The 20,647-nt window shown below is 43.1% G+C and carries 22 protein-coding genes; 7 read left to right on the top strand and 15 right to left on the bottom strand.

All coding sequences use genetic code 11. The features are described 5' to 3' along the window. Nucleotides 1–29 precede the first annotated feature (29 nt). Nucleotides 30–980, top strand: coding sequence for a homocysteine S-methyltransferase (gene mmuM / locus FD44_RS03905; RefSeq protein ID WP_010620425.1), 951 nt, complete (start codon nucleotides 30–32; stop codon nucleotides 978–980). 63 nt (nucleotides 981–1,043) lie between these two features. Here mmuM and FD44_RS03900 read toward each other — a convergent pair whose 3' ends face one another. From FD44_RS03900 to FD44_RS03880, 5 genes are all read right to left on the bottom strand, one after another. Further along, nucleotides 1,044–2,006, bottom strand: a complete 963-nt coding sequence (locus FD44_RS03900; RefSeq protein ID WP_010620426.1) for a hypothetical protein — start codon at nucleotides 2,004–2,006, stop codon at nucleotides 1,044–1,046. 398 nt (nucleotides 2,007–2,404) lie between these two features. Then, on the bottom strand, nucleotides 2,405–2,875 hold the full coding sequence (locus tag FD44_RS03895) for a hypothetical protein (protein ID WP_010620427.1): 471 nt from the start codon (nucleotides 2,873–2,875) through the stop codon (nucleotides 2,405–2,407). Further along, nucleotides 2,872–3,321, bottom strand: a complete 450-nt coding sequence (locus FD44_RS03890) for a hypothetical protein (RefSeq protein WP_010620428.1) — start codon at nucleotides 3,319–3,321, stop codon at nucleotides 2,872–2,874. The genes FD44_RS03895 and FD44_RS03890 overlap by 4 nt, the downstream gene beginning before the upstream one ends. A 97-nt stretch (nucleotides 3,322–3,418) precedes the next feature. Then, a complete protein-coding gene (locus FD44_RS03885) occupies nucleotides 3,419–4,429 on the bottom strand; it encodes a lipoate--protein ligase (RefSeq protein WP_010620429.1) in 1,011 nt (336 codons plus the stop codon). A 124-nt stretch (nucleotides 4,430–4,553) separates the two neighbouring features. Further along, a complete protein-coding gene (locus FD44_RS03880; protein WP_010620430.1) occupies nucleotides 4,554–5,561 on the bottom strand; it encodes a lipoate--protein ligase in 1,008 nt (335 codons plus the stop codon). A 237-nt stretch (nucleotides 5,562–5,798) separates the two neighbouring features. On the opposite strand from FD44_RS03880, the gene FD44_RS03875 reads away from it, so the two are divergent. Together FD44_RS03875 and FD44_RS03870 are read left to right on the top strand one after the other, a co-directional pair. Next, nucleotides 5,799–6,269 (top strand): universal stress protein, encoded by a 471-nt coding sequence (locus FD44_RS03875; RefSeq protein WP_010620431.1) that lies wholly within the window; start codon nucleotides 5,799–5,801, stop codon nucleotides 6,267–6,269. Nucleotides 6,270–6,329: 60 nt separating this feature from the next. After that, the gene (locus FD44_RS03870) at nucleotides 6,330–7,226 is read left to right on the top strand and encodes an RluA family pseudouridine synthase (RefSeq protein WP_010620432.1); all 897 of its coding nucleotides are present in this window, start codon (nucleotides 6,330–6,332) and stop codon (nucleotides 7,224–7,226) included. A gap of 63 nt (nucleotides 7,227–7,289) precedes the next feature. Here the strand turns inward: FD44_RS03870 and FD44_RS03865 are convergent, their stop codons facing one another. Further along, nucleotides 7,290–7,688 carry a winged helix-turn-helix transcriptional regulator gene (locus FD44_RS03865; protein ID WP_010620433.1) on the bottom strand — a complete coding sequence of 133 codons (399 nt, stop codon included), beginning with the start codon at nucleotides 7,686–7,688 and terminating at the stop codon, nucleotides 7,290–7,292. A 108-nt stretch (nucleotides 7,689–7,796) separates the two neighbouring features. Between FD44_RS03865 and FD44_RS03860 the strand changes: the two genes are divergently transcribed. After that, nucleotides 7,797–8,762, top strand: coding sequence for a 2-hydroxyacid dehydrogenase family protein (locus FD44_RS03860; protein WP_010620434.1), 966 nt, complete (start codon nucleotides 7,797–7,799; stop codon nucleotides 8,760–8,762). 219 nt (nucleotides 8,763–8,981) lie between these two features. On the opposite strand, the gene FD44_RS03855 is transcribed toward FD44_RS03860, so the two are convergent. Next, a complete protein-coding gene (locus FD44_RS03855) occupies nucleotides 8,982–11,360 on the bottom strand; it encodes a phosphoketolase family protein (protein ID WP_010620435.1) in 2,379 nt (792 codons plus the stop codon). Nucleotides 11,361–11,608: 248 nt separating this feature from the next. Continuing rightward, nucleotides 11,609–12,337 (bottom strand): GntR family transcriptional regulator, encoded by a 729-nt coding sequence (locus FD44_RS03850; RefSeq protein WP_010620436.1) that lies wholly within the window; start codon nucleotides 12,335–12,337, stop codon nucleotides 11,609–11,611. A 144-nt stretch (nucleotides 12,338–12,481) separates the two neighbouring features. Here FD44_RS03850 and FD44_RS03845 point away from each other — a divergent pair, with 144 nt between their 5' ends. Together FD44_RS03845 and FD44_RS03840 are read left to right on the top strand one after the other, a co-directional pair. Next, on the top strand, nucleotides 12,482–12,988 hold the full coding sequence (locus FD44_RS03845) for an aminoacyl-tRNA deacylase (protein ID WP_010620437.1): 507 nt from the start codon (nucleotides 12,482–12,484) through the stop codon (nucleotides 12,986–12,988). Nucleotides 12,989–13,001: 13 nt separating this feature from the next. Further along, nucleotides 13,002–13,808: a hypothetical protein gene (locus FD44_RS03840; protein WP_010620438.1), complete on the top strand. Its 807-nt coding sequence runs from the start codon at nucleotides 13,002–13,004 to the stop codon at nucleotides 13,806–13,808. Nucleotides 13,809–13,850: 42 nt separating this feature from the next. Here FD44_RS03840 and FD44_RS03835 read toward each other — a convergent pair whose 3' ends face one another. From FD44_RS03835 to aroC, 6 genes are read right to left on the bottom strand one after another with little or no spacing between them, the layout of a single operon-like run. Then, the gene (locus FD44_RS03835) at nucleotides 13,851–14,555 is read right to left on the bottom strand and encodes an HD domain-containing protein (RefSeq protein ID WP_010620439.1); all 705 of its coding nucleotides are present in this window, start codon (nucleotides 14,553–14,555) and stop codon (nucleotides 13,851–13,853) included. Continuing rightward, nucleotides 14,542–14,826: a chorismate mutase gene (locus tag FD44_RS03830; protein WP_010620440.1), complete on the bottom strand. Its 285-nt coding sequence runs from the start codon at nucleotides 14,824–14,826 to the stop codon at nucleotides 14,542–14,544. Before FD44_RS03830 ends, FD44_RS03835 begins: the two co-directional genes overlap by 14 nt. Nucleotides 14,827–14,838: 12 nt before the next feature. After that, the gene (locus tag FD44_RS03825) at nucleotides 14,839–15,360 is read right to left on the bottom strand and encodes a shikimate kinase (RefSeq protein WP_010620441.1); all 522 of its coding nucleotides are present in this window, start codon (nucleotides 15,358–15,360) and stop codon (nucleotides 14,839–14,841) included. Nucleotides 15,361–15,365: 5 nt separating this feature from the next. Further along, a complete protein-coding gene (locus FD44_RS03820; RefSeq protein WP_010620442.1) occupies nucleotides 15,366–16,202 on the bottom strand; it encodes a prephenate dehydrogenase in 837 nt (278 codons plus the stop codon). After that, nucleotides 16,199–17,506 carry a 3-phosphoshikimate 1-carboxyvinyltransferase gene (aroA, locus tag FD44_RS03815; protein WP_010620443.1) on the bottom strand — a complete coding sequence of 436 codons (1,308 nt, stop codon included), beginning with the start codon at nucleotides 17,504–17,506 and terminating at the stop codon, nucleotides 16,199–16,201. Before aroA ends, FD44_RS03820 begins: the two co-directional genes overlap by 4 nt. Nucleotides 17,507–17,517: 11 nt before the next feature. Beyond that, a complete protein-coding gene (gene aroC, locus FD44_RS03810) occupies nucleotides 17,518–18,693 on the bottom strand; it encodes a chorismate synthase (RefSeq protein ID WP_010620444.1) in 1,176 nt (391 codons plus the stop codon). 416 nt (nucleotides 18,694–19,109) lie between these two features. Between aroC and aroD the strand changes: the two genes are divergently transcribed. Further along, nucleotides 19,110–19,892 carry a type I 3-dehydroquinate dehydratase gene (gene aroD / locus FD44_RS03805; protein WP_010620445.1) on the top strand — a complete coding sequence of 261 codons (783 nt, stop codon included), beginning with the start codon at nucleotides 19,110–19,112 and terminating at the stop codon, nucleotides 19,890–19,892. A gap of 47 nt (nucleotides 19,893–19,939) precedes the next feature. Here the strand turns inward: aroD and FD44_RS03800 are convergent, their stop codons facing one another. Next, nucleotides 19,940–20,560, bottom strand: coding sequence for a TetR/AcrR family transcriptional regulator (locus FD44_RS03800; RefSeq protein ID WP_010620446.1), 621 nt, complete (start codon nucleotides 20,558–20,560; stop codon nucleotides 19,940–19,942). Between the last annotated feature and the right edge of the window lie 87 nt (nucleotides 20,561–20,647).

Genomic DNA, 20,647 nt, shown 5'->3' with positions numbered 1-20,647 from the left:
TACTGTAAATGAAAGAAGGTTCCCGGTCAATGACCAAATCACTGCCAGAAATATTGAAAAACCAGCCCGTTGTGGTTGATGGCGCAATGGCAACCGAACTCGAAAAACATGATATCGATACTGATAACGACTTGTGGTCGGCCATGGCCCTAATTGAACAACCCGAAGCAATTTACGATGTTCACAAAAGCTACTTCGATGCCGGAGCCCAAGTTGCCATCACCAACACCTATCAGGCCAACATCGACGCGTTTGTCAAAGCGGGAGTTCCAGCCGACGATGCTCAGAAAATGATTACCAATGCGGTTGAAATTGCCAAACGTGCCCGCGATGATGCGTGGACGGCCCTAACGCCAGCAGAACAAGCCGCAAAGGGCGGATTCTTTGCCGCTGGAAGTGTCGGACCTTATGGCGCTTTTCTCGCAAATGGTGCCGAGTACACCGGTGACTACAATTTATCCGTGGATGAATTGAAAGATTTCCACCGTTCGCGTATGCAGTTACTCGCCAACAGCGGTGTTGACCTGTTTGCTTTCGAAACCCAGCCACAATTCAAGGAAGCTCAATCTCTAGCTAATTTGCTGGAAAGTGAATTTCCACAACAATCGGCCTGGATTTCGTTTAGCATTCGCGATTCTAAGACGCTGTGCGACGGCACCAGTCTCGCAAAGGCCGTGAGCTACTTCAACGACCACGACCAAATCATCGCGATTGGCGTGAATTGCACCGCCATGACGAACATCACAGCGGCTATTCAAACCATTAAAGCAGTCACGGATAAGCCAATCATCGTTTATCCAAATACTGGTGAAACCTACGATCCAAAAACCAAAACCTGGCAGTCACAGGAAGAAGAAGCTTCCTTTGAACAATTGACGCCCGCTTGGCTAAAAGCCGGTGCCAGAATGATTGGTGGCTGTTGTCGAACGACGCCAAAAGATATTCATGATATAGCTGATGTATTGACTAATACTAAGTAATAAAAATGACGCATCCTCAATTTAAGGATACGTCATTTTTATTATGGCTTTAATTTAACAAATCTACTTACTTACTGAAACGATTACTGGATACCTTCCGACAGCAATTGTGTCTCCTGTGCTTAATGTCGTATTTGAGCCATCCTGAATCTTCATGGAGGTTACTTTGTATCCAGATGGGAGATAACTTGTGCTACTTACTTGATTAAGCAACTCGTCATATGATGTCGAACTATCTTTTTCATATGGTCCAACAAAGGCATTCCCAACTGACTTACCAGATTCTGAATCTTGATAACTCACTGAAATACCATAACTACCATAGTAATCTTCATCAAGATAATTTAGCACCGCCTTACTATAAATCCAGCCGTTAATTTCTGGGTGCTTTGCATCCTCAATGTAGTAGTAAACCCAACCTTCACGAGTTTTTTTAACTGCCTTTGTTACTGTAAGTGGATCAGCAGCATATTTTTTACCCGCAGCTGAAGTTGGATTGACATTACTTAATAACTTCTTGGCTTTATACTGTGTATATTGTGGTGATGTCCAAGTACCATATGCTTTACCTAATTTATTGAAATAAAAGGTCGTTCCAGTCGGTAAATCAACACTTTGCGTGGTTTTGGCTGATTTCACTCCTCCAGAAAAAGCATTGAGTGTCTTCCCACCATAAACATACCCACGATATTTACCATTCATCGATACCACTTTGTAATAGACTGAACCGGTGTTGGTCTTTGCATATCCATAAGCACGAAAATAATATGCTGAACTGCTAGAGGTCTTAAAAGTTGCCATCTTCGCTTTAGAAGCAACTACTTTTGCTCCTTTAACTGTGCCTGGTTTTGAATAAAGTGCATTCTTACCAGTCGTTTCAACATTTCGCTTTGTTGCAGCAGTTTTTAATGCAGTATAACTTGTCGTAATTGTGGCTGCCGACGCTTTAGAAGTTGTTGTACCAATAATTCCGACAAAACTTAGTACTACTGTACCGATTAATAATGACTTTTTTGCAATATTCATATTTACCATCCCTCTTTCTAAGAGAATTATATAATACTTTAGCTAAATAATGAGCAAAAACAAAGGCAGCAAAATGAAAAAAACCTTTATATCAACCTTTCTACTCAAAATCTTAATATTTGTCACGTCGAGCTCTCATTAATTCAAGCAAAAAAAGACCAACCAAAAATTAATTTGGTTGGTCTTTTATGATCTACAGTACTTACATTTGCATGTAAATAGATTCACTGAACTCCACAATCCGTTGGAATCAAGGCTCCCGCATATCCGGTGGGTGTTACCTTGCCCCTGCATTCGAAACATCACCTAGCCGCTTGCGCGGACCGCATAAATGCGGCGTGATTTCTTCGACTCATCGCATAAGAACTACTCTACCACAAATTCAATCAGAATGAAAGCTACTTTTCTGGTTCAGGCTCATCTGCTACCGCAATATCCGCCAACTTTTCAGTGACGAAGTCCGTAAATTGCTTTAAGGCAGCAGCTGGATCAGCCATCACTGAATCAACTGTGCCAATTTCATCAATCCGTAAACCTGACTTATTAACCTTGGGCGATTCAACAATCATGTAAACATTCACGTCTTGATCACTTTCAGCATCTAACACTTTTTCCATCGGACTAACGTAACGAACTGGCAAATTAATGACATTCATTTCCAAACGAATTGATAATTCTTCCTTTTCAATGGTCACTTCAGCCTGGCTAATTTGTTCTGCCTTGCCCTGTTTAACAATGTAATCAACTAGCGACTGAAGCGTTTTTTCCAGCGCAGCGCCCTTCAGGTCCTTTGCCTTAACCGCATTACTTTGTGAGGTAACGCCGTCTTCCTTTAATGTATTGAAAAGATCTGCTACATGGATTTTCATTTTGACGTCTCCTGTTCATGCTCTTTTTGGTATTGGGCGACTAATTCCACCCGTCGTTTTTCCTTTTGTTCTTTTCGTAAACGCAATGCTAGCACTAGCCAGTAGGCATTCGCAACAATTGCAGCCGCACTAAAAATATCCATTAGCACCTTGATTAACAAGCTGGCATCACTCTTGGTCGCCATTGTTAAAATAACGTTCAGCAGACCTAACGAGTACATTGTAATCACGAGTCCCAGAAAGTAGAACGAGGCTTTCCAATTTAAAACGGCCAGAATAATCGGAATCAAATATAGGATTAAAACAAAGATCGTCGACTTCCAAATGTCGCTTGACGCGAGATTACGGTCGGTTATTTTGACTATCGGTGTTGACATTAAAAAGTTAATCATCATGAAGATGAACATGGAGATAAACGACCAAGTAATGACTTGCTTATCTTTCATAGTGAACCTCTTTCTCGTTTTTATATGTATGAATAAGGACTGTGACATAACTGCCACAGTCCTACTCTAAATAACTCAGTGATAATTGTCAAAAAGTTTAAACAAATAGGTTCAACAATTCTTCCTTGGGAATGCCATTGAAGTACTTATTTGTATCAATTGGATCCAGTAGTGCTTTCAAAGTATCGTGATCGTAACGGACGCCAGCCATCTTGTCAGCTAACTCAGTTGCATCCCCCGGTCCAAAGAAATCACCGTAGAATTTAACATTCTTAATTTTGCCTTGATCAACCAAGAATCGGGCATCCACCGTACCGGCATCAAAGTGTTGACGCTTCTTAACGGTGAATTCTGGTGAGTTACCGTAAACCCAGTCCCAGTTGTTGTAATAGTCTTCGTAAATTTTGTCGATGGCCGCTTGTTCTTTATCGGTCACAACGACTTCCTTGTCCTTGATGTCATCCAGATTATCCACATGGAATAATTCCTTCAGCAAGGTGTCACGGAATTCAGGCACAGTAATATTTTGATATTCAGGTGCCAGGTAAGGTTTCAAATTAGTGACTCGTGACTTAACTGATTTAATTCCCTTTGAAGCCATCTTATCGGCTGGTACGTTCAACGCATCAGAAACCACGTTCAAATCAACATCAAGCATCAACGTTCCGTGTGAGAACGTCTTGCCGTTTCGTGAATACATGGCGTTTCCAGAGAACTTTTTGCCATCAACCAGAATATCATTTCTCCCTGAAACCTCAGCACTCTTTGCCCCCATAGCATGAAGTGCGTCAACAACAGGTTGAACGAAGGATTTGAAATCACCAAACTGCTCAGATTCACTATCGACCACGAAACTAAAGCAAAGATTGCCTAGGTCTTGGTAAACAGCGCCACCGCCAGAAAGACGACGGGTAACGGTAATACCGTGTTCCTTCACGTAATTCTGGTTGATTTCCTCCAGCGTGTTTTGATTTCGCCCAACAATGATGCAGGGCTTTTCATAATAGAAGAGTAATAAGGGTTCATCAAACTCCCTATTATTCATTAAATACTGTTCGGTTGCCAAGTTACGACCGATATCATGCGATTTCATTGAAATGTAATACATGACTCAGACTCCTTTCGCTAATACCCAATTTTGAGGTGATCCTTCATAAAATCGCCTGTATTTCCAGTTTAGCATAAATGAAAGCGATTACGTGAAAATGTTTTCATAAATTCTAAAAATTTTGTTAAACCAATAATTTCAAAAGTTGCTGCTTTGGAATTTCAGCAAAATAATTATCCGTATTGATCATTTGTAATGTTTTGGCCAACGTCTTTTCATCGTAGCGAACACCCACTAGTTGCTGAGCGAGTTCCGCCACGTCTTTGGTTCCAAAAAAATCGCCAAAGAACGTAATCTGCTGAATTTTTCCGGACTTCACTAAAATTCGAGCATCAATCGTTCCTGCATCAAAATGTTGACGCTTCTTGACCGTGAACTCTGGCGATGAGCCGTAGACCCACTCCCAGTTGTGATAATACTTCGTCACTAAATCCTCAATGGCCGCTTCATCCTCTTGAGTCAATTGATATTCTTTGTCAGCAATTTGGGCAACGTCGTCAACACCGTACAGTTTCTTTAAAATGGTATCGCGAAATTCTGGCACTGCTAAATCTTGATATTCTGGTGATAAATACGGCTTTAAATTAGTGACCCGCGAACGAACCGATTTAATTCCTTTTGATTTGATTTTATCTTCTGGAACATTCAATGCATGGGTGACCACGTCCAGATCGACATCGAGCATTAAAGTGCCATGCGAGAATATCTTGCCATTCTTAGTGTACATCGCATTGCCGGAGAACTTCTTGCCGTCAACAAGTAAGTCGTTCCGTCCTGACACCTCAACACCGGTTGCACCCATTTCGTGAAGGGCATCCACAATTGGCTGGGTAAAGGTTTTGAAATCACCAAACTCATCCGGATTATTAATCACGAAACTAAATGACAAGTTGCCCAAGTCATCAAATACTGCTCCCCCGCCAGATAAGCGCCGGGTTACGGTAATATCATGTTCCGCAACGTAATCTTGATTCACTTCTTCAAGCGTGTTTTGGTTGCGACCAACGATGATACATGGGGTTTGATAATAAAAAAGTAAGAGTGGTTCAGTCAAGTTCAAGTGATTCATGAGATACTGTTCGGTTGCCAAGTTACGACCAATATCATGCGACTTCATACGATAAAATATCATTCAGTTATCCCTCCTGTTATGTACAAAAAAACCACCTAACCGAGTACCCGGTTAAGCGGCAATTAATGGAGGCCGTGGTCTCCATTCGGTTCCAACTTTATTATAACCTCTTTATGGTGTTTAACAAGAAAACGGTTTCATTTACCACTTTCTCAAATTAAATTACTTACATGAAATGGATTTCATGATATAGTTAACATATAAGAAGTAAAAGCTACAAGAGGGGTGGCAATCACTATGGCACAACAATATGATAATATTTTGGCTCCAGTTGATGGTTCAAAAGCAACCGACCCAGTTTTAGATAAAGCAATTGAAGTTGCAAAGCTAAACGATACCCATTTGGATATCCTAAACGTTTTGGAAGTTAACCAATTTAGCGATACTTATGGCGGTGCTGTTAGTGGCGATGTAATCTATAAACTATCAGAGGACGTTCAAAACCAGCTGATTAAGTTGAAGAAGAAGGCAGAAGATGCCGGATTATCTTCAGTTTCAATTCACGTTCGTTTTGGTAATCCAAAGCCCGTTATCGCGCGCGAATTCCCAGCTGATCACAATACGCAATTAATCGTTATCGGTTCAACCGGCCTTTCAGCCGTAGAACGTTTAATGGTTGGTTCCGTAACAAACTACGTGAGTCGTTCAGCTATTTGCGATGTTTTAATCGTTAAGCCTAAAGAATTATCCAAGCTTAGTAAAAAATAAAATAAAGTCAAAAAAAGCTGGAACGAACTGTTCCAGCTTTTTTTGCTACGGAGGATTTAAATGACTTGGCAATTTAATTTCATCCTGCCAACTGAATTTGTGACGCAATCACTGCGCTCATTACTCATTAATGAATGGCTGTTACCAAAACACCTAATTTTTTCATTAAAGCAGGACAAACGGGTGCTAGTTAATGGCGGTTATTTACCAGTTAATTTTGAGGTGAAGGCCGGTGACCAAATTCAGCTAACTTTTGAACCCAGTGACTTCGCTCACGCCAATCCGCAGACAACGCCAGATAGCGCTGCAACAGTCGAAGTTCTATTTGAAAATGATGACCTACTCGTCGTCAATAAAACGCGTGGAAGCAAAACCCATCCGAATCAGCCCGAGGAAACTGGTACGACCTTAAACCACGTTGCAGCCTACCTCCAGCCCAAGGGTGAACAGCCTTACATCTTGAATCGGCTCGATCAGGAGACGAGTGGCGCCCTTTTGATTGCTAAAAATCCAGTTGTCGTCCCCATCATGACGGAACTCATCAAAACAAAGCGCATTAAGCGTACTTACCTCACGTGGGTTCACGGTCACTTCGACCAAGCCGAGGGAATCATTGATGCACCGATTGGTCGAGACCCCGAGGATAAACGTAAACGGCTCGTCAACGGTCTAAACCCGCAAAATGCAGTGACTCATTATCGGGTGTTGCGTCAGGTTAACGATGCCAGTTTGCTGGAAGTCCAGCTTGAAACGGGCCGCACCCACCAAATTCGGGTACATCTATCATCCCTGAATCATCCAATTGTTGGTGATCCCTTATATGCAACTGACGGAAAGCAGCGATTGTTGCTGCATTCGTGGAAGATGGGGCTGTTGTTGCCGTTTACCTTTGAACCCATTGAAATTGAGGCAAACGAACCTGATGATTTTAAACTGTTTGAAAGACAAACAAAATAGACCAAGATAAATTAACATTTTATCTTGGTCTATTTTTTCATTGACTACTAGGCAGCACAAGGTTTACTTCACTTTTCCCAAACTAAACGGCACATCGTTCATTTGCAATTCCTTCAACCGCGCCGTGCCCCAATCATACATTGCGTTAATGATGGGTAACAATGATTTTCCAAGCGGCGTAAGTGAGTACGATACCTTCACTCGTGGCCCACCGTCCTCTTCGGTTCTTTCGATTAAATCATCCGCCATCAGTTCCTTTAACTTCTCCGAAATCATTTTATGGGAAGCCTGGGGTAATAATGTTAGGAGTTCGTTGTAGTAGTACGCACCCTCCTGGCCCAAATGATAAATAATATTAACTTTCCATTTGCCACTAAACATTGATAGCGTCAATTCTTTGGGGCAGTTAAACTCCCCATTGACCAGTTTTTGTAACGTTTCTTCTCTAACTTGATCAGTCATAGGTCAGCTTCCTTTCAGGTTACTAAAAAGTGCGCTATTGCATAGTAAGCGCTTTCGTCCGATAATATAAGTGTACAGTAATACAAACAAATTAGGAGGCTTTTTATAATGAGTAAAGTTTATCTTTCTGCAAAATTGCCAGATGTAACTGTGAAAATTCTTAAGGATGCCGGATTAACGGTCTCAGCATTTGACGGCGAAGGACTTATTTCGCACGACGAACTACTTAAGAACGTTACTGATGTCGACTTTTTGATCACCCCGCTTTCAACGAAGGTTGACCAAGAAATCATTGATGCCGCTCCTAAACTCAAATTAATCGCCAACTTTGGTGCCGGCTTCAACAACATCGACACCGATTATGCCAAAAGCAAGGGCATTCCAGTAACCAACACACCTGCCGTTTCGACAAATGCCGTTGCTGAAGTTACTGTTGGTCTCATTTTAGCACTTAGCCATCGAGTTGTGGAAGGTGACCATAAGATGCGGACAACTGGATTCCCAGGCTGGGCACCCCTCTACTTCTTAGGCAATGAGGTCGCTGGCAAGACCCTTGGAATTGTCGGCTTTGGTAACATTGGCCGGGACGTTGCTCGTAAGGCTCGTGCTTTATCGATGAACGTTCAGTACTGGCAGCCACACATTGTTTCGGATCCTGAAACCCGAAGCATTGGCGCCAAATATGTTCCATTTGATGAGCTAGTTAAAACGAGTGATTTCATCAGTATTAATGCCCCTCAAACTAAGGACAATCATCACCAATTCAACGCCGATGTCTTTAAGCAAATGAAGCCAACTGCCTCAATCGTCAACGTTGGTCGTGGCCCAATCGTAGATGAAGTTGCCCTCCTTGCCGCCCTCAAGGCTGGTGAAGTTGGCGGTGCTGCGCTTGATGTTTACGAGAACGAACCAAAACTTACCCCAGGATTCGAAGAACTTTACCACAACGTCATTTTGACGCCTCACGTTGGTAACGCAACTGTTGAAGCTCGTGACGCAATGGGGTCAATTGTCGCCAACAACGTTACGTTAGTTGATGGTGGTCAAGCAGCTAAGTTTGTCGTTAACCCTTAACATTAACCAATGATACAAAAAAGGAGCCGGGACAAAACAAATGTTTTGTCCCGGCTCCTATGCTATTTCCGAATATTCTTGCTTAGTCGGGTTCCAAAAGGCTGCTTTCTCCGCCTAGCTACGATCAACGAACAATCCCAAGTTCAGGATTATTCGTTAATCTAGGCTATGCTCAAAAGCAAACCGCCTTTTGTCTCACCCTCTTTTGATTACTTTACTTTATTTCAATGGTTTCCATTGCCAATCGTTAATTTCTGGCATATCTGTCCCATTTTCACGAATGTAAGCTGTATGCTTAGCAACCATATCGTCCATCCGTTGAGCAAAGTAGCTACCCTTAACGGCGAATCGAGGGATTGAAAGTACAGCGTCCTTAGCCAAGTGGAAACGGTCAAGTTCGTTCAAGACTCGCATATCAAATGGCGTTGTGATATCACCATTTTCACGATAGCCGTGAACGTGAACGTTGCGGTTATGACGATCAAAGAAGATGTCCCGTACTAAATCTTCGTAGCCATGGAATGCAAAGATAACTGGCTTGTCAGTTGTAAAGTAGCGGTCAAATTCATCATCAGTCAAGCCTCGAGGGTCGCGTTCTGGTGAACGAAGTTTCAAAATATCAACAACGTTAATAAATCGAAGCTTCATATCAGGAAATTCATCATGCAATAATGATATTGCGGCCAATGATTCCCAAGTTGGTTCACTACCAGCGGCGGCGAATACCAAATCAGGTTCCTGACCTTGATCAGTTGATGCCCAGTCAATGTAGCCTAAGCCATTGTGGACTAAGTTAGTGGCTTCATCAATTGAGAACCATTGTGGACGTGGATGCTTTGAAGTAACGATTAGATTAATCTTCTCTTTGCTTTGGAAAGCCACATCCCCGACAGCCAACAATGTATTCGCATCAGCTGGCAAATATTCACGAATTAATTCAGGTTTCTTTTCAGCCAAATGTGTTAGCATACCTGGATCTTGGTGAGTATAGCCGTTGTGATCTTGCTGGAAGACAGTTGAGGTGTCCACGAAGTTCAATGATGGATACTGCTTGCGCCATGACTGTTCTGAAGCCTTACGCAACCACTTCATGTGTTGAGTCAACATTGAATCAACCACACGTCCAAATGATTCGTATGTGGCGAAGAAACCGTGACGACCGGTCAAAACGTATCCTTCAAGCCAACCTTCAGCTTGATGCTCTGATAGTTGTGAGTCGATGACTCGACCTTGGTGCGCCATGTTTTCGTCATTAGGTTCCTTAATGTTTTCCATCCATTGACGTTTGCCTTCATCAAGCAAGCTGTAGAGTCTGTTTGACTTGGATTCATCAGGGCCGAAAGCTCGGAAGTTGTTTGGATTTTCTTTAACAACAGCTGCCAACCAATTTGACCAAATGATCATGTCTTGGGCAGTTGTCTTACCGTGTTCGCTAACGTCGACGGCAAAGTCTTTGTAGTCAGGCAACTTCAATGGTTCAGGTTTAATCCCACCATTTGTGATTGGGTTCATCGCCATTCGTTGCTCGCCCTTAGGTGCAAAGGCGCGGACTTCTGACTTCAAAGTTCCATTTTCATCAAATAGTTCTTCTGGTTTGTACGCCTTTAACCAATTTGTGAGCTGATCAACGTGTTCCATATGAGCAGCATCAACTGGAATTGGTACTTGGTGAGCACGGAATGACCCTTCGATTGGGTTTCCATCAAGATCCTGCTTAGGACCGGTCCAGCCCTTTGGTGAACGGAAGATGATCATTGGCCAATTTGGCAACGTTTCATCATTGTTATCGCGGGCATTCTTTTGAATTCGTTTGATTTCTTCGATTGCTTGGTCCATGACCTTTGCCATGTCTTCGTGAACTGGCATGTGCTTCTCAGGATCGGCCACTTCAACAAAGTAAGGCTTCCAGCCCATTCCCTTGAAATAGCTGGTTAAGTCTTCGTCACTCATTCGAGATAAAATGGTTGGGTTTGAAATCTTAAAACCGTTCATGTTGATGATTGGTAAAACCGCACCATCTTTGATTGGGTTAATAAACTTGTCTGAGAACCATGAAGCAGCCAACGGACCAGTTTCTGACTCACCATCACCAATTTCAACGGCGGCGATAACGTCTGGGTTATCTAAAATAGCACCGGTACCATGAGAGAGTGAGTAGCCAAGCTCGCCACCTTCGTGGATTGAACCTGGTGTTTCAGGGGCAGCATGAGATGCCACACCACCTGGGAACGAGAATTGTTTGAACAACTTCTGCATCCCTTTTTCATCTTGAGAAATATTTGGATAAATTTCGCTATAACTACCGTCAAGATATGAATTTGAGACCATGACTTGACCACCGTGACCTGAACCTTCGATATAGAACATGTTCAAATCATACTTTAAAATGGCACGGTTTAAGTGCGCATAAATAAAGTTTTGAGAAACGATTGTTCCCCAGTGACCAATAGGCTTAATCTTTACATCGTCCGAGGTTAAGTCGTGTTTCAACAATGGATTGTCACGCAAGAATAATTGCCCAACTGATAAGTAATTAGCGGCACGCCAGTACTTGTCGAGGCCTTCTAGGTATTCTTTAGAATCAAAATCTACTGCCATTAAATAAACACTCCTTCTGAAAATAAATTATTATCAGGACATCTTTCGAAAGTAAATTTTCCAATTATCTCAACGGTCAATTTACAGTGATTATGATAGTCTGATTTTGCCAAAAGTCAACTTTTATTAAAATTGATACGGTCCAATTAATGGCCCTTCAAAATGGGCAGACAAATAAAAAACAGCACTGCGTAAGTGCTGTTTCATTAGTCCTATTATTGGTTACGGCTTCGTCAGCTGTGTGACGCTCATTCTTCATCCAGCGACACAAACGTATTATATTGAAGATACTTGTAGTGCAGCCGCATATTCGATACTTCAAACGGCGTCCCATCATCAAGGAAGAAGATTCCTTCCATCAAGCCCACCGGCTCAATGGGCTTGAGGTTTAATAATTTCTGATCCTCGTCCGTTGATGGTGCTGCCTGTATTGACATAAAGGACTTCGTAACGACTTTGCCCTGTTGTTCTTCAAGATAATTAAAAATGGATTCCGACACAATTTTTGCCGATAATTCTGGCGCAATTTTGATTGGAATATATCCCTGTTCAATCATAAACGGCTGGTCGTCAAACAACCGCAGTCTTTTAATGTCATAGACAAAGTCACCCGGTTCCAAAAAGAGCTCTTGTTGCAACTCTTCCGTTGCCGGAACAACGCTAAAGTTCAGTAGTTTAATACTCGGTGTTTGATTATCACTCTTGAAACTATCCGTAATTCCTAAATTCGACCCCTCATAGTGAAAAATTGAATCATTCTTCCTGTATAATGGGTTAATGAAGGTTCCAGATCCCCGTTTTTTAAATATAATTCCTTGGTTTGCTAGCACACTAAGCGCACGTTTAATAGAACTACGACTAACGCCATAGTGCTCACTTAAACTCCGCTCGTCTGGAAGGCGCTGATTTTTGAACTGATCATTTTGAATCCGATCCTTCAAATCATGCAATACCTTGCGATAAATTAGATCTGCCATCCTATCTCCTCAAAACTAATTCGTACCAAATTATGTTAATCTAATTGAGTATACCAGTTTTAAATCAATTTTGGGAATAATTCGGACCATTTTAAAAATTGGTTGGTTTTTATTCTCATCAAAATAGTCAAAGGTGGGCTTAAGATGTCAAAAAAGAATAAAAAATCGCGAATTCATAAGACGTTGGTTGAACAAATTTTAGACAAAGCCAACATTAGCTACAAACAACACGTCTTCCCAACTCATGAAGAAGGCGACGTCGCACAACTTGATGTTGATCACGATGACGTTGATGAGCATACAATTTATAAAACGTTGGTCCTGACTGGCAAGGAAACGGGGCCACTGGTCGGCGTTGTTCCGCTAGACGAACACCTTAGCTACAAAAAATTAGCAAAGGTCTCCGGCAACAAAAAAGTGGGCATGGTTCCACTTAAAGAGCTCCTGGCCACAACTGGCTACGAGCATGGCGCCAACACCCCCATTGGCATCTGGGAAAAATTTAAATATCCCATTTATTTCGATGAAACTGCCAAAAAGCAGGGTGAAATTATCGTTTCGTCGGGCCAGGTCGGTCGCTCAGTTGCCGTCCAAGCTGAGGATATTCGGAAACTCGTTCACGGAAAATTTGTTGATATAAAAGAAGATTAATCGAGGCGTTCGCATGGGACATGAACTCATAAGTAACTTTATGGCAGTCGGCCTGTATCTATTTGTCATCCCCGCTGCCCTTATCTTTGGCCTCACCTTGGTCAACCGGAATACCAAACGACTTTTGGCCACGGCTTTTAGCATGAATAGTCAGGTTTACTTTGGGTTCATCGGTATTTTTCTGCACGAATTTAGTCATTACTTAGTTGCAAAATTATTTGGCCATAAAATCGTGGCTGTCCGATTTTTAAAACTCCCCAAATCCGAAAAACATACGGCCTATCAACCAGAAGTCGATTCTCGGGATCGCGCTTTGGGCTACGTGAACCACACGTGGAACCAGCGAAACATTTATCAAGTTTTGGGAAATCTATTTATCGGGATTGCCCCTATTTTTGGCTGCACCTTGGCACTGCTTGGATTTGCTCGCCTACTGGTTCCCAGTTTGTTCAATGCGATGACGAGCCTACTTCAATCTCCCGCAAGTTTAGATTGGTCACTCTTCTTTATGAACCTAACCGTTTCAAATCAATCATTCTGGTTGTGGCTTCTATTCATCGTTATTTCGCTAAATATCAGCATTGGTGGTTTCGACCTAAGTCGCGCCGATTTGAATAATTCCTGGCAAGGATTTATCAGTTTCACCGTGTTAATTGTACTTGTGACGTTGCTCCTCACATTTGTTGGGGTTTCGACTTGGTGGATTAAGCTAATTACCCAGTTTGGCCTCATTATCCTGATTGTGTTGGGCTACTCACTAGTTATTTCGCTGATTGCGCATGGGCTGGTGCGGTTGGTTTATTATTTTAAAATTAAATAAAAAGAAGCTTCCGACATTTTTGTCGGAAGCTTCTTTAATATACTACTGAATACCGTCCCATTCATCCTTAAAATTATCCAAGAATTCCAGCATCGTTTTTTGACGTCCCGTTGCAATTTCCTTTGCAGCGTTGGTATTCATTCGATCCTTAAGTTTCAATAGTTTCTCGTAAAAGTGATTAATAATCGTTTCGTTCGACAAGTCGCGGTAATCCGCCTTCGTCATCTCTACGCGAGGTGCAATTTCGGGATCATACAATTTTTCACCAAAATGACCGCCAAAATAAATCGCGCGGGCAATGCCAATTGCCCCGATTGCATCTAATCGATCGGCATCCTGAACTAACTGCCCTTCGATGGGAAGTGGCTTTGCATTCTGACCATTTAGCGATTTACTAAACGACATGTTCGCAATAATTTCTAAAATTTCAGCAACTTGGTCCTCTGAAAAATGAGTTTCCTTTAAAAAGTTCGTCAACTCATCCGTCGCTGCGTTAACATCTTCGACAAGCTTGTCGTCCGTTACGTCGTGTAAATAGGCGGCGCTAATTGTCACTAACTGGTCTGCACCAGTTTCCTTTGCCAATAGCTGTTTAACGTTATTGACGACTCGCTGAATATGATCATAGCCGTGACCTGTTTCGTCATCAGCCATCCGTGCTTTCGTAAATTGTTGTACCGCTGCTAATTGTGTATCAGTTTCCAAAAGAGCCACCCGTTTCCTTAATTTGTTGTTAATTTGACTCATCAACCCATGAATTCTCAGCCGTTACCGCCTGATTCATAATCAACCGATACAGTTTTGAAATGAATTCAGGCGTCATTTCTGCACTTTTATGTACCGTCGCTAAACGCGTTACGACTCCCGCCATTCGATCTTCCTGAACGACAGGCAGTTTGTGTTCCTTTTTGTATGCCGCAACTCGCTTAACAACTTCAAATCGTTTTGCCAAAATCGTGAGCACTTGGTCATCTAAATCATCAATCTGCTGTCTTAATTGTGCAAGATCCTCTGCCACAAAGGTGCCTCCTTACATTGCACTGTGCCTTAATTCGCTGACGCTTGCCAACTGATTCATAATCTCCGTCGAAATGAATGCGGGAGATTTTGCATCCGTATCCACCACGATATCCGCCACTTCCTCGTAAAGGCTTTGACGCTGGTTGAATAGTCTAGCCATGGCCGTAATGTTGGTTGCCAATGGTCGGTTGTCGTCATTTTGAATTCGGGCCAAAATAGTTTCAAAACTCGTCTTTAAGTATACCACCGGTGCAAGTGCTCCCTGCAATAAATGTCGATTAATTGTCTGCATAATTACCCCCCCACCGGTCGAAATAACGGCTGCATCATCAATCGTGCTTTCCAGGACTTGGGTTTCCAATTGGCGGAAACCAGCCTCACCGACTTCATCAAATATTTGGGGGATTGGCTTACCAGCCTTTTTGATAATCAAATCATCTAAATCTTGTTGAGGTAAATGAATCAATGGTGAAATTTGTTGCCCAATGGTGGTTTTTCCTGCTCCCATGAATCCGACTAATATTAATGACATTTCAATCACTCCTTCAATTTGTTGTGGACGGCCTGACCCTGTTTAAAATAGTCCATGATTGCCTGTCCATCATTTGCCGCAATTGCTTCCCTTAGTTTTGCTAATTTAGTTTGAAAATGGTCAATCTCCGCTAACGTACTCTCCTGATTTGATAAAAGAATATCGCGCCACATGGTTGGATCTGCTGCGCCAATTCGGGTCGTATCTTTGAAACCACCCGCAGCGAGTTTGAACTTACTAGCATCATCCTGGAAGGTCTCACTGGCTGTCACTGCCAAAGTCGCGGCGACAACGTGTGGCAAATCACTCAGCGTTGCCATCATTTGATCGTGATTAGCAGGGCTCATGATGTGCCAGCTAATTTGCAGTGGCGTTAGTAGCGTTTGCCATTTGACCATTGCGACGGTCGGCGTGGTCGGCGTTAAAAAGTACTGGCAGCCGACTAACAACTTTGCGTCCGCCGCTTCAATTCCCGCCTTTTGGCTACCAATCATCGGATGGCCACCAATGAAACGTGCCCCCAATTGATCGCCAATCTGGGTGATTTGACCCTTGGTACTTCCCAAATCAGTTACCACTACCGTTGATTTAAGTGGCTGCTTTGCGAGTTGGGCTAACGTTTGGCGAATGATTGTAACTGGTGTGGCCAAAACAATGAAGTCCATTTCACTCGCGTCAGCCAACGTTCCAGCCTGATCAATCCAGCCCTTCGAAAGGCCAACCGTGAGTGACTGCTGGTTTTGATCAACGCCCGTAATGTCGACGGCCACTTTTTTGGCCTTGAGGCTGGCAGCCAGTGAGCCCCCCATTTCACCCAGGCCAACAATCATCAGTTGTGTCATGCGATGACACCTCCACAAAGTCGTTCCAATTCAGTCAAAAACGTTGGGTATGAAACGGCAACTGCTTCTGCATCCTGCAAGTCGACCTGACCTTCAGTGATGAGTGCCGCCACTGCCAGCATCATCGCAATCCGATGATCGCCATGGCTGTCAACGTTTTGCTTACCGATAACTTTCAACGGTGTCTGGCCTTCAATCACCATGCCATCTTTTGTCGGTGCGATGTGTGCACCTAATTTATTAAGCTCTTCAGAAACCGTTTTGATTCGGTCGGTTTCTTTAAATCGAAGTTCCTCAGCACCTGTGATCACCGTTTGACCCGTTGCCTGGGTTGCCAACAGCGCAACCAGTGGAATCTCATCGATGGCTAGAGCCACATCATTCGCATCAACTGTGATCCTGTGTAGGGCTTGCTGATGGACGGTTAGCGTCGCTGTTGGTTCAGAATCATCGGCGCGTTCCGAGATTTCGATAACCGCACCCATGCATTTTAATAACTTGAGCAGCCCGGTTCGCGTTTGATTTAGCCCCACGTTTTTTAAAACTAGGGTACTGTCGGGAACTAACAGACCAGCAACGAGGAAAAATGCTGCTGAGGAGAAATCTCCCGGAACCGTGATGTGTTGCCCAGTTAAATGAGGTTTAGGCGTCACCGTAAGGGTTAACCCTTCTCGCTTTATCTCGCCACCAAATCGTTGAAGCATTCGTTCCGTGTGATCCCGCGTGACTGTCTTTTCGACCAATACACTTGGTTGATCCGCTTGAATTGCCGCCAGCAAAATGGCACTTTTCACCTGCGCACTTGCGACTGGGAGCTTGTAAGTAATGGCGCTTAGTCCCTTACTTGGGGCCATCGTAATGGGTAAATGTCCCTCATTTTCCTCGAATTTTGCACCCATCAGTTGGAGGGGATCAGTCACCCGTTTGAGTGGACGCTGACTTAATGACCCATCCCCGACAAATGTCAGTGGAAATGGTTGATTCACTAGTAGCCCCATCAATAGCCGGGTTGACGTCCCCGAATTTCCCATATTTAGTGGCTGATTTGTGGCTTGTAATCCGTCAAGACCAACACCGGTTACTTCCACGTGCTGATGTGCTTCATCCACCTGAATTGGAACCCCAAGTTGTCGTAATGCCGCCAAAGTATGCAAGCAGTCCTCCGAAAACAGGAGATTATCAACCACCGTTTTGCCTTCACTGATTGCACCAAACATCAAGCTTCGGTGAGAAATACTTTTGTCGCCAGGAACCTGAATGGTCCCAGTCAAATTGCGCTGATTCGTTAACAGTGTATGTCCCATTCAAATTCCTCCTAGAAATTCTTAATTTCTTCATTGTAATTAGTCAGTTGTTCCTGTAATCGTGCCATTGAATCGGCGTCAAATTTATCAAGGACCGCTTCTGCCAATGTGATTGCCGTCATCGCTTCCGCAACTACCGCCGCCGCGGTGACCGCCGTCGTATCGGAACGCTCAACGTTAGCCTTATAGGCTTCCTTCGTCTTAATGTCCACGCTTCGTAGCGGCTTGTATAAAGTCGGAATCGGCTTCATCACCGCTTTAATGTTAACCGGCATGCCATTTGTCATCCCACCTTCAAATCCGCCAAGGTGGTCGGTTTCCCGATAGAAGCCCTGATCCTTTTGCCAAAATATTTCGTCCATTCCTTCGCTACCTGGATGATTAGCAAATTGGAATCCTTCACCAAATTCCACGCCCTTAAACGCGTTGATACCGATGATTGCCTGTGCTAATTTGCCGTCCATTTTTGTCTCTGCGGAAACGTAACTTCCTAGCCCAACTGGTAAGCCAGTTGCTAGGACCTGAACGATGCCGCCCAGCGTATCGCCGGCTTTTTTGGTCTCATCAATCAGAACTTTCATCTTGGTTTCTGCGTCAGAATCGAATGTGCGCGTTTCACTTTGATCAGTGGCGACCTTTAAAGCCGCTAAATCAGCAAATGTATTTAGCTTGGTGGGATCCGCGCTGACTGGTCCGATTTGGCGAACAAATCCTAAAACTTCAACCCCAATTTGCGCTAATAATTGCTTTGCAACGCTCCCAACGGCCACCCGCATGGTTGTTTCCCGGGCGCTCGAACGTTCCAAAACGTTTCGTAAATCGTGATGGCGATACTTCATTCCGCCCACTAAATCGGCGTGACCGGGACGGGGCCGCTCAACCTTACGAACTGAGTTTTCTGCAGTAGCTTCACTGCTGGGATCCATAATTTCCTGCCAGTGGCGAAAATCATCATTTACAACTCGGAGTGTTACTGGTGATCCAATGGTTAACTGGTGGCGAACTCCGGATGAAATTTCAACATGGTCGGACTCAATCTTTTGGCGATTTCCCCGCCCATAACCTTGCTGACGTCGATGTAAGTCCTCGTTTATTTGTGCTTCACTAATTGTTAATCCAGCTGGCAACCCTTCGATGATGGCTGTTAGCGCTGGTCCGTGGGATTCTCCCGCAGTGACATATCTCATTTTGAAACCCTCCATTTTGAATTAAAAAAATCCCGCAGATTATTCTGCGGGATTCACACATTTATAAATTAAAGACGGCTGTGTGGCCTGCAGATTTTCTTTCCATAAATCGTCTGCGAGACCAAGAGATCTTTCCAAATCAACTATTGGCCGCATCGGATGCAAACAAGTGTCTGCACCTTCCGCGGCACAAACACTAGATAAACCAATAGTAATAATAGCGAGTTGATTTAGTCATTTGAAAGTTCTCCTTTAAAATTGATTAGATTAAATTTAACCCTATTCTCATTTATAGTCAACCCTTATTGAAAATTAACTGCTGAAACTAGCTATAATTCTTGTGTTATAAGAATAATAATGCTAGTTTTAAAAATGAGAACAATATCATTTTTTGATATGATGGAGGAAGAAACACGATGAAACCTGCAAAGTTAAAAAAATTATACTTAGGTCTGGGATTACCAAAAATATGCGTTCCAATCTCAGAACGATCAGCTAGTGAAGTGATTGCCTTCGCTGGACAAATCCTGTCCACTAGTGCCGATTTAGTCGAATGGCGACTCGATTATTTCGATGACGTCAATGATTCAGAAAAAATCCGCGAAACGGCCGAGAAACTTCAGCAAATATTGGGAGATCTTCCGCTTGTCATTTCGCTCCGGGATAAAAGCGAAGGCGGTCATGCACACATCGATGATCTTACTTATCAGCAACTGACCAGCCAACTGATCAGCAACCATGTGACGGACGCCGTTGAACTAAACTGGTCACGCCCCGTTAGCATTCGCCAGCAGCTCCACAATTTGGCAACGGTTAATAACGTCCCCGTTTTGGAAAGCTACTACAATATGAAAGAAACGCCAAGTTTGGTCGACTTGAAAGACGTGTTGGGTCAAATGGCAAACGAACAAGTCGACTTCATCAAACTGGCCGTTCAACCAAATCAACATCGTGATATTCTAAACCTAATGGAAGCCACACTAACGGCGAGTGAAACGATTGATCAGCCGTTAGTATCGGTTGCGCTAGGCCCAATGGGAACGATTACCCGTCTATCGGGGCGATCATTCAACAGTGCGGCAACGTTCGCTGATTTAAAACGATCGTCGCTACCTGGTCACCTAAGTGTCGAGGAAACCCGTCAATTCTTAACCGCTTTGGATGAAACCGGAATTAGTTCGGTACAGGTGGGTGAATAATTAAAACGACTGAAGCTCATTTCGGAGTTTCAGTCGTTTTTTATACGCTATTCTTTATTTTCTTCCTTTGGCACTCCCATAAACCCGTAAAAGAACAAATAATTTAACTCCTCCGACATCGACAACATCACTTCTGAATGGGCTTCATACTGGTCCTTATTGATGGGATTCTGTGCATATTGAATATACATATCTAAATAAACCATCAAGGCCGCGTTAGAAATCGTCGGACTAATTAAGCCAGCATCCCTGCCCCGTTTGATTAATGAATTCCAAAAGTAACCCTTTCGATCATTGTAGGCTGCTTTCACTGTCTCGTTTTCGCGCAGTTCCTTAACAATGAATTTGTAGAAACCAACGCTCATGTTTGAAGTCATCCCCACACCGCCACGCATCATCATTTTAATGAGATCTTCAAACGAAATTTTCTCATTATCAATCATTTTTTGATAGTCCGCATAGCCATCATTAATCAAGCTGAGAACAATTTCCTCACCAATTTGATCCTTGCTTTCGAAATATTTATACAAGGTCACTGGAGATATCTCGGCAACTTTCGCAATATCCGCAATGCTGGTTGCCTGATATCCCTTTTCAAATAATAATTTCTGTGCGGCAGCTTTAATTTGATTTCGTCGCTGTTTTTTTCGTTCTTGTTGTGTTGCCATTTCAATTGCCACCTTCGTATTCCATACAGTGAAATTATAGCACACTTATATTTCACTTTTTAGTTTAAGTTCCTAATTTAATCGGAT

The organism is Secundilactobacillus malefermentans DSM 5705 = KCTC 3548, from assembly GCF_001436395.1.
GTDB classification, from domain to species: Bacteria; Bacillota; Bacilli; order Lactobacillales; family Lactobacillaceae; genus Secundilactobacillus; species Secundilactobacillus malefermentans.
The sequence above is the reverse complement of the archived record's forward strand: the minus strand, read 5'-3'. Positions and strand labels throughout refer to the sequence as shown.

Bases quoted from the DNA above. Each gene is read 5' to 3' on its own strand.
- mmuM (WP_010620425.1), top strand. From the start codon at position 30: ATGACCAAATCACTGCCAGAAATATTGAAAAACCAGCCCGTTGTGGTT.
- FD44_RS03900 (WP_010620426.1), bottom strand. From the start codon at position 2,006: ATGAATATTGCAAAAAAGTCATTATTAATCGGTACAGTAGTACTAAGT.
- FD44_RS03895 (WP_010620427.1), bottom strand. From the start codon at position 2,875: ATGAAAATCCATGTAGCAGATCTTTTCAATACATTAAAGGAAGACGGC.
- FD44_RS03890 (WP_010620428.1), bottom strand. From the start codon at position 3,321: ATGAAAGATAAGCAAGTCATTACTTGGTCGTTTATCTCCATGTTCATC.
- FD44_RS03885 (WP_010620429.1), bottom strand. From the start codon at position 4,429: ATGTATTACATTTCAATGAAATCGCATGATATCGGTCGTAACTTGGCA.
- FD44_RS03880 (WP_010620430.1), bottom strand. From the start codon at position 5,561: ATGATATTTTATCGTATGAAGTCGCATGATATTGGTCGTAACTTGGCA.
- FD44_RS03875 (WP_010620431.1), top strand. From the start codon at position 5,799: ATGGCACAACAATATGATAATATTTTGGCTCCAGTTGATGGTTCAAAA.
- FD44_RS03870 (WP_010620432.1), top strand. From the start codon at position 6,330: ATGACTTGGCAATTTAATTTCATCCTGCCAACTGAATTTGTGACGCAA.
- FD44_RS03865 (WP_010620433.1), bottom strand. From the start codon at position 7,688: ATGACTGATCAAGTTAGAGAAGAAACGTTACAAAAACTGGTCAATGGG.
- FD44_RS03860 (WP_010620434.1), top strand. From the start codon at position 7,797: ATGAGTAAAGTTTATCTTTCTGCAAAATTGCCAGATGTAACTGTGAAA.
- FD44_RS03855 (WP_010620435.1), bottom strand. From the start codon at position 11,360: ATGGCAGTAGATTTTGATTCTAAAGAATACCTAGAAGGCCTCGACAAG.
- FD44_RS03850 (WP_010620436.1), bottom strand. From the start codon at position 12,337: ATGGCAGATCTAATTTATCGCAAGGTATTGCATGATTTGAAGGATCGG.
- FD44_RS03845 (WP_010620437.1), top strand. From the start codon at position 12,482: ATGTCAAAAAAGAATAAAAAATCGCGAATTCATAAGACGTTGGTTGAA.
- FD44_RS03840 (WP_010620438.1), top strand. From the start codon at position 13,002: ATGGGACATGAACTCATAAGTAACTTTATGGCAGTCGGCCTGTATCTA.
- FD44_RS03835 (WP_010620439.1), bottom strand. From the start codon at position 14,555: ATGAGTCAAATTAACAACAAATTAAGGAAACGGGTGGCTCTTTTGGAA.
- FD44_RS03825 (WP_010620441.1), bottom strand. From the start codon at position 15,360: ATGTCATTAATATTAGTCGGATTCATGGGAGCAGGAAAAACCACCATT.
- FD44_RS03820 (WP_010620442.1), bottom strand. From the start codon at position 16,202: ATGACACAACTGATGATTGTTGGCCTGGGTGAAATGGGGGGCTCACTG.
- aroA (WP_010620443.1), bottom strand. From the start codon at position 17,506: ATGGGACATACACTGTTAACGAATCAGCGCAATTTGACTGGGACCATT.
- aroC (WP_010620444.1), bottom strand. From the start codon at position 18,693: ATGAGATATGTCACTGCGGGAGAATCCCACGGACCAGCGCTAACAGCC.
- aroD (WP_010620445.1), top strand. From the start codon at position 19,110: ATGAAACCTGCAAAGTTAAAAAAATTATACTTAGGTCTGGGATTACCA.
- FD44_RS03800 (WP_010620446.1), bottom strand. From the start codon at position 20,560: ATGGCAACACAACAAGAACGAAAAAAACAGCGACGAAATCAAATTAAA.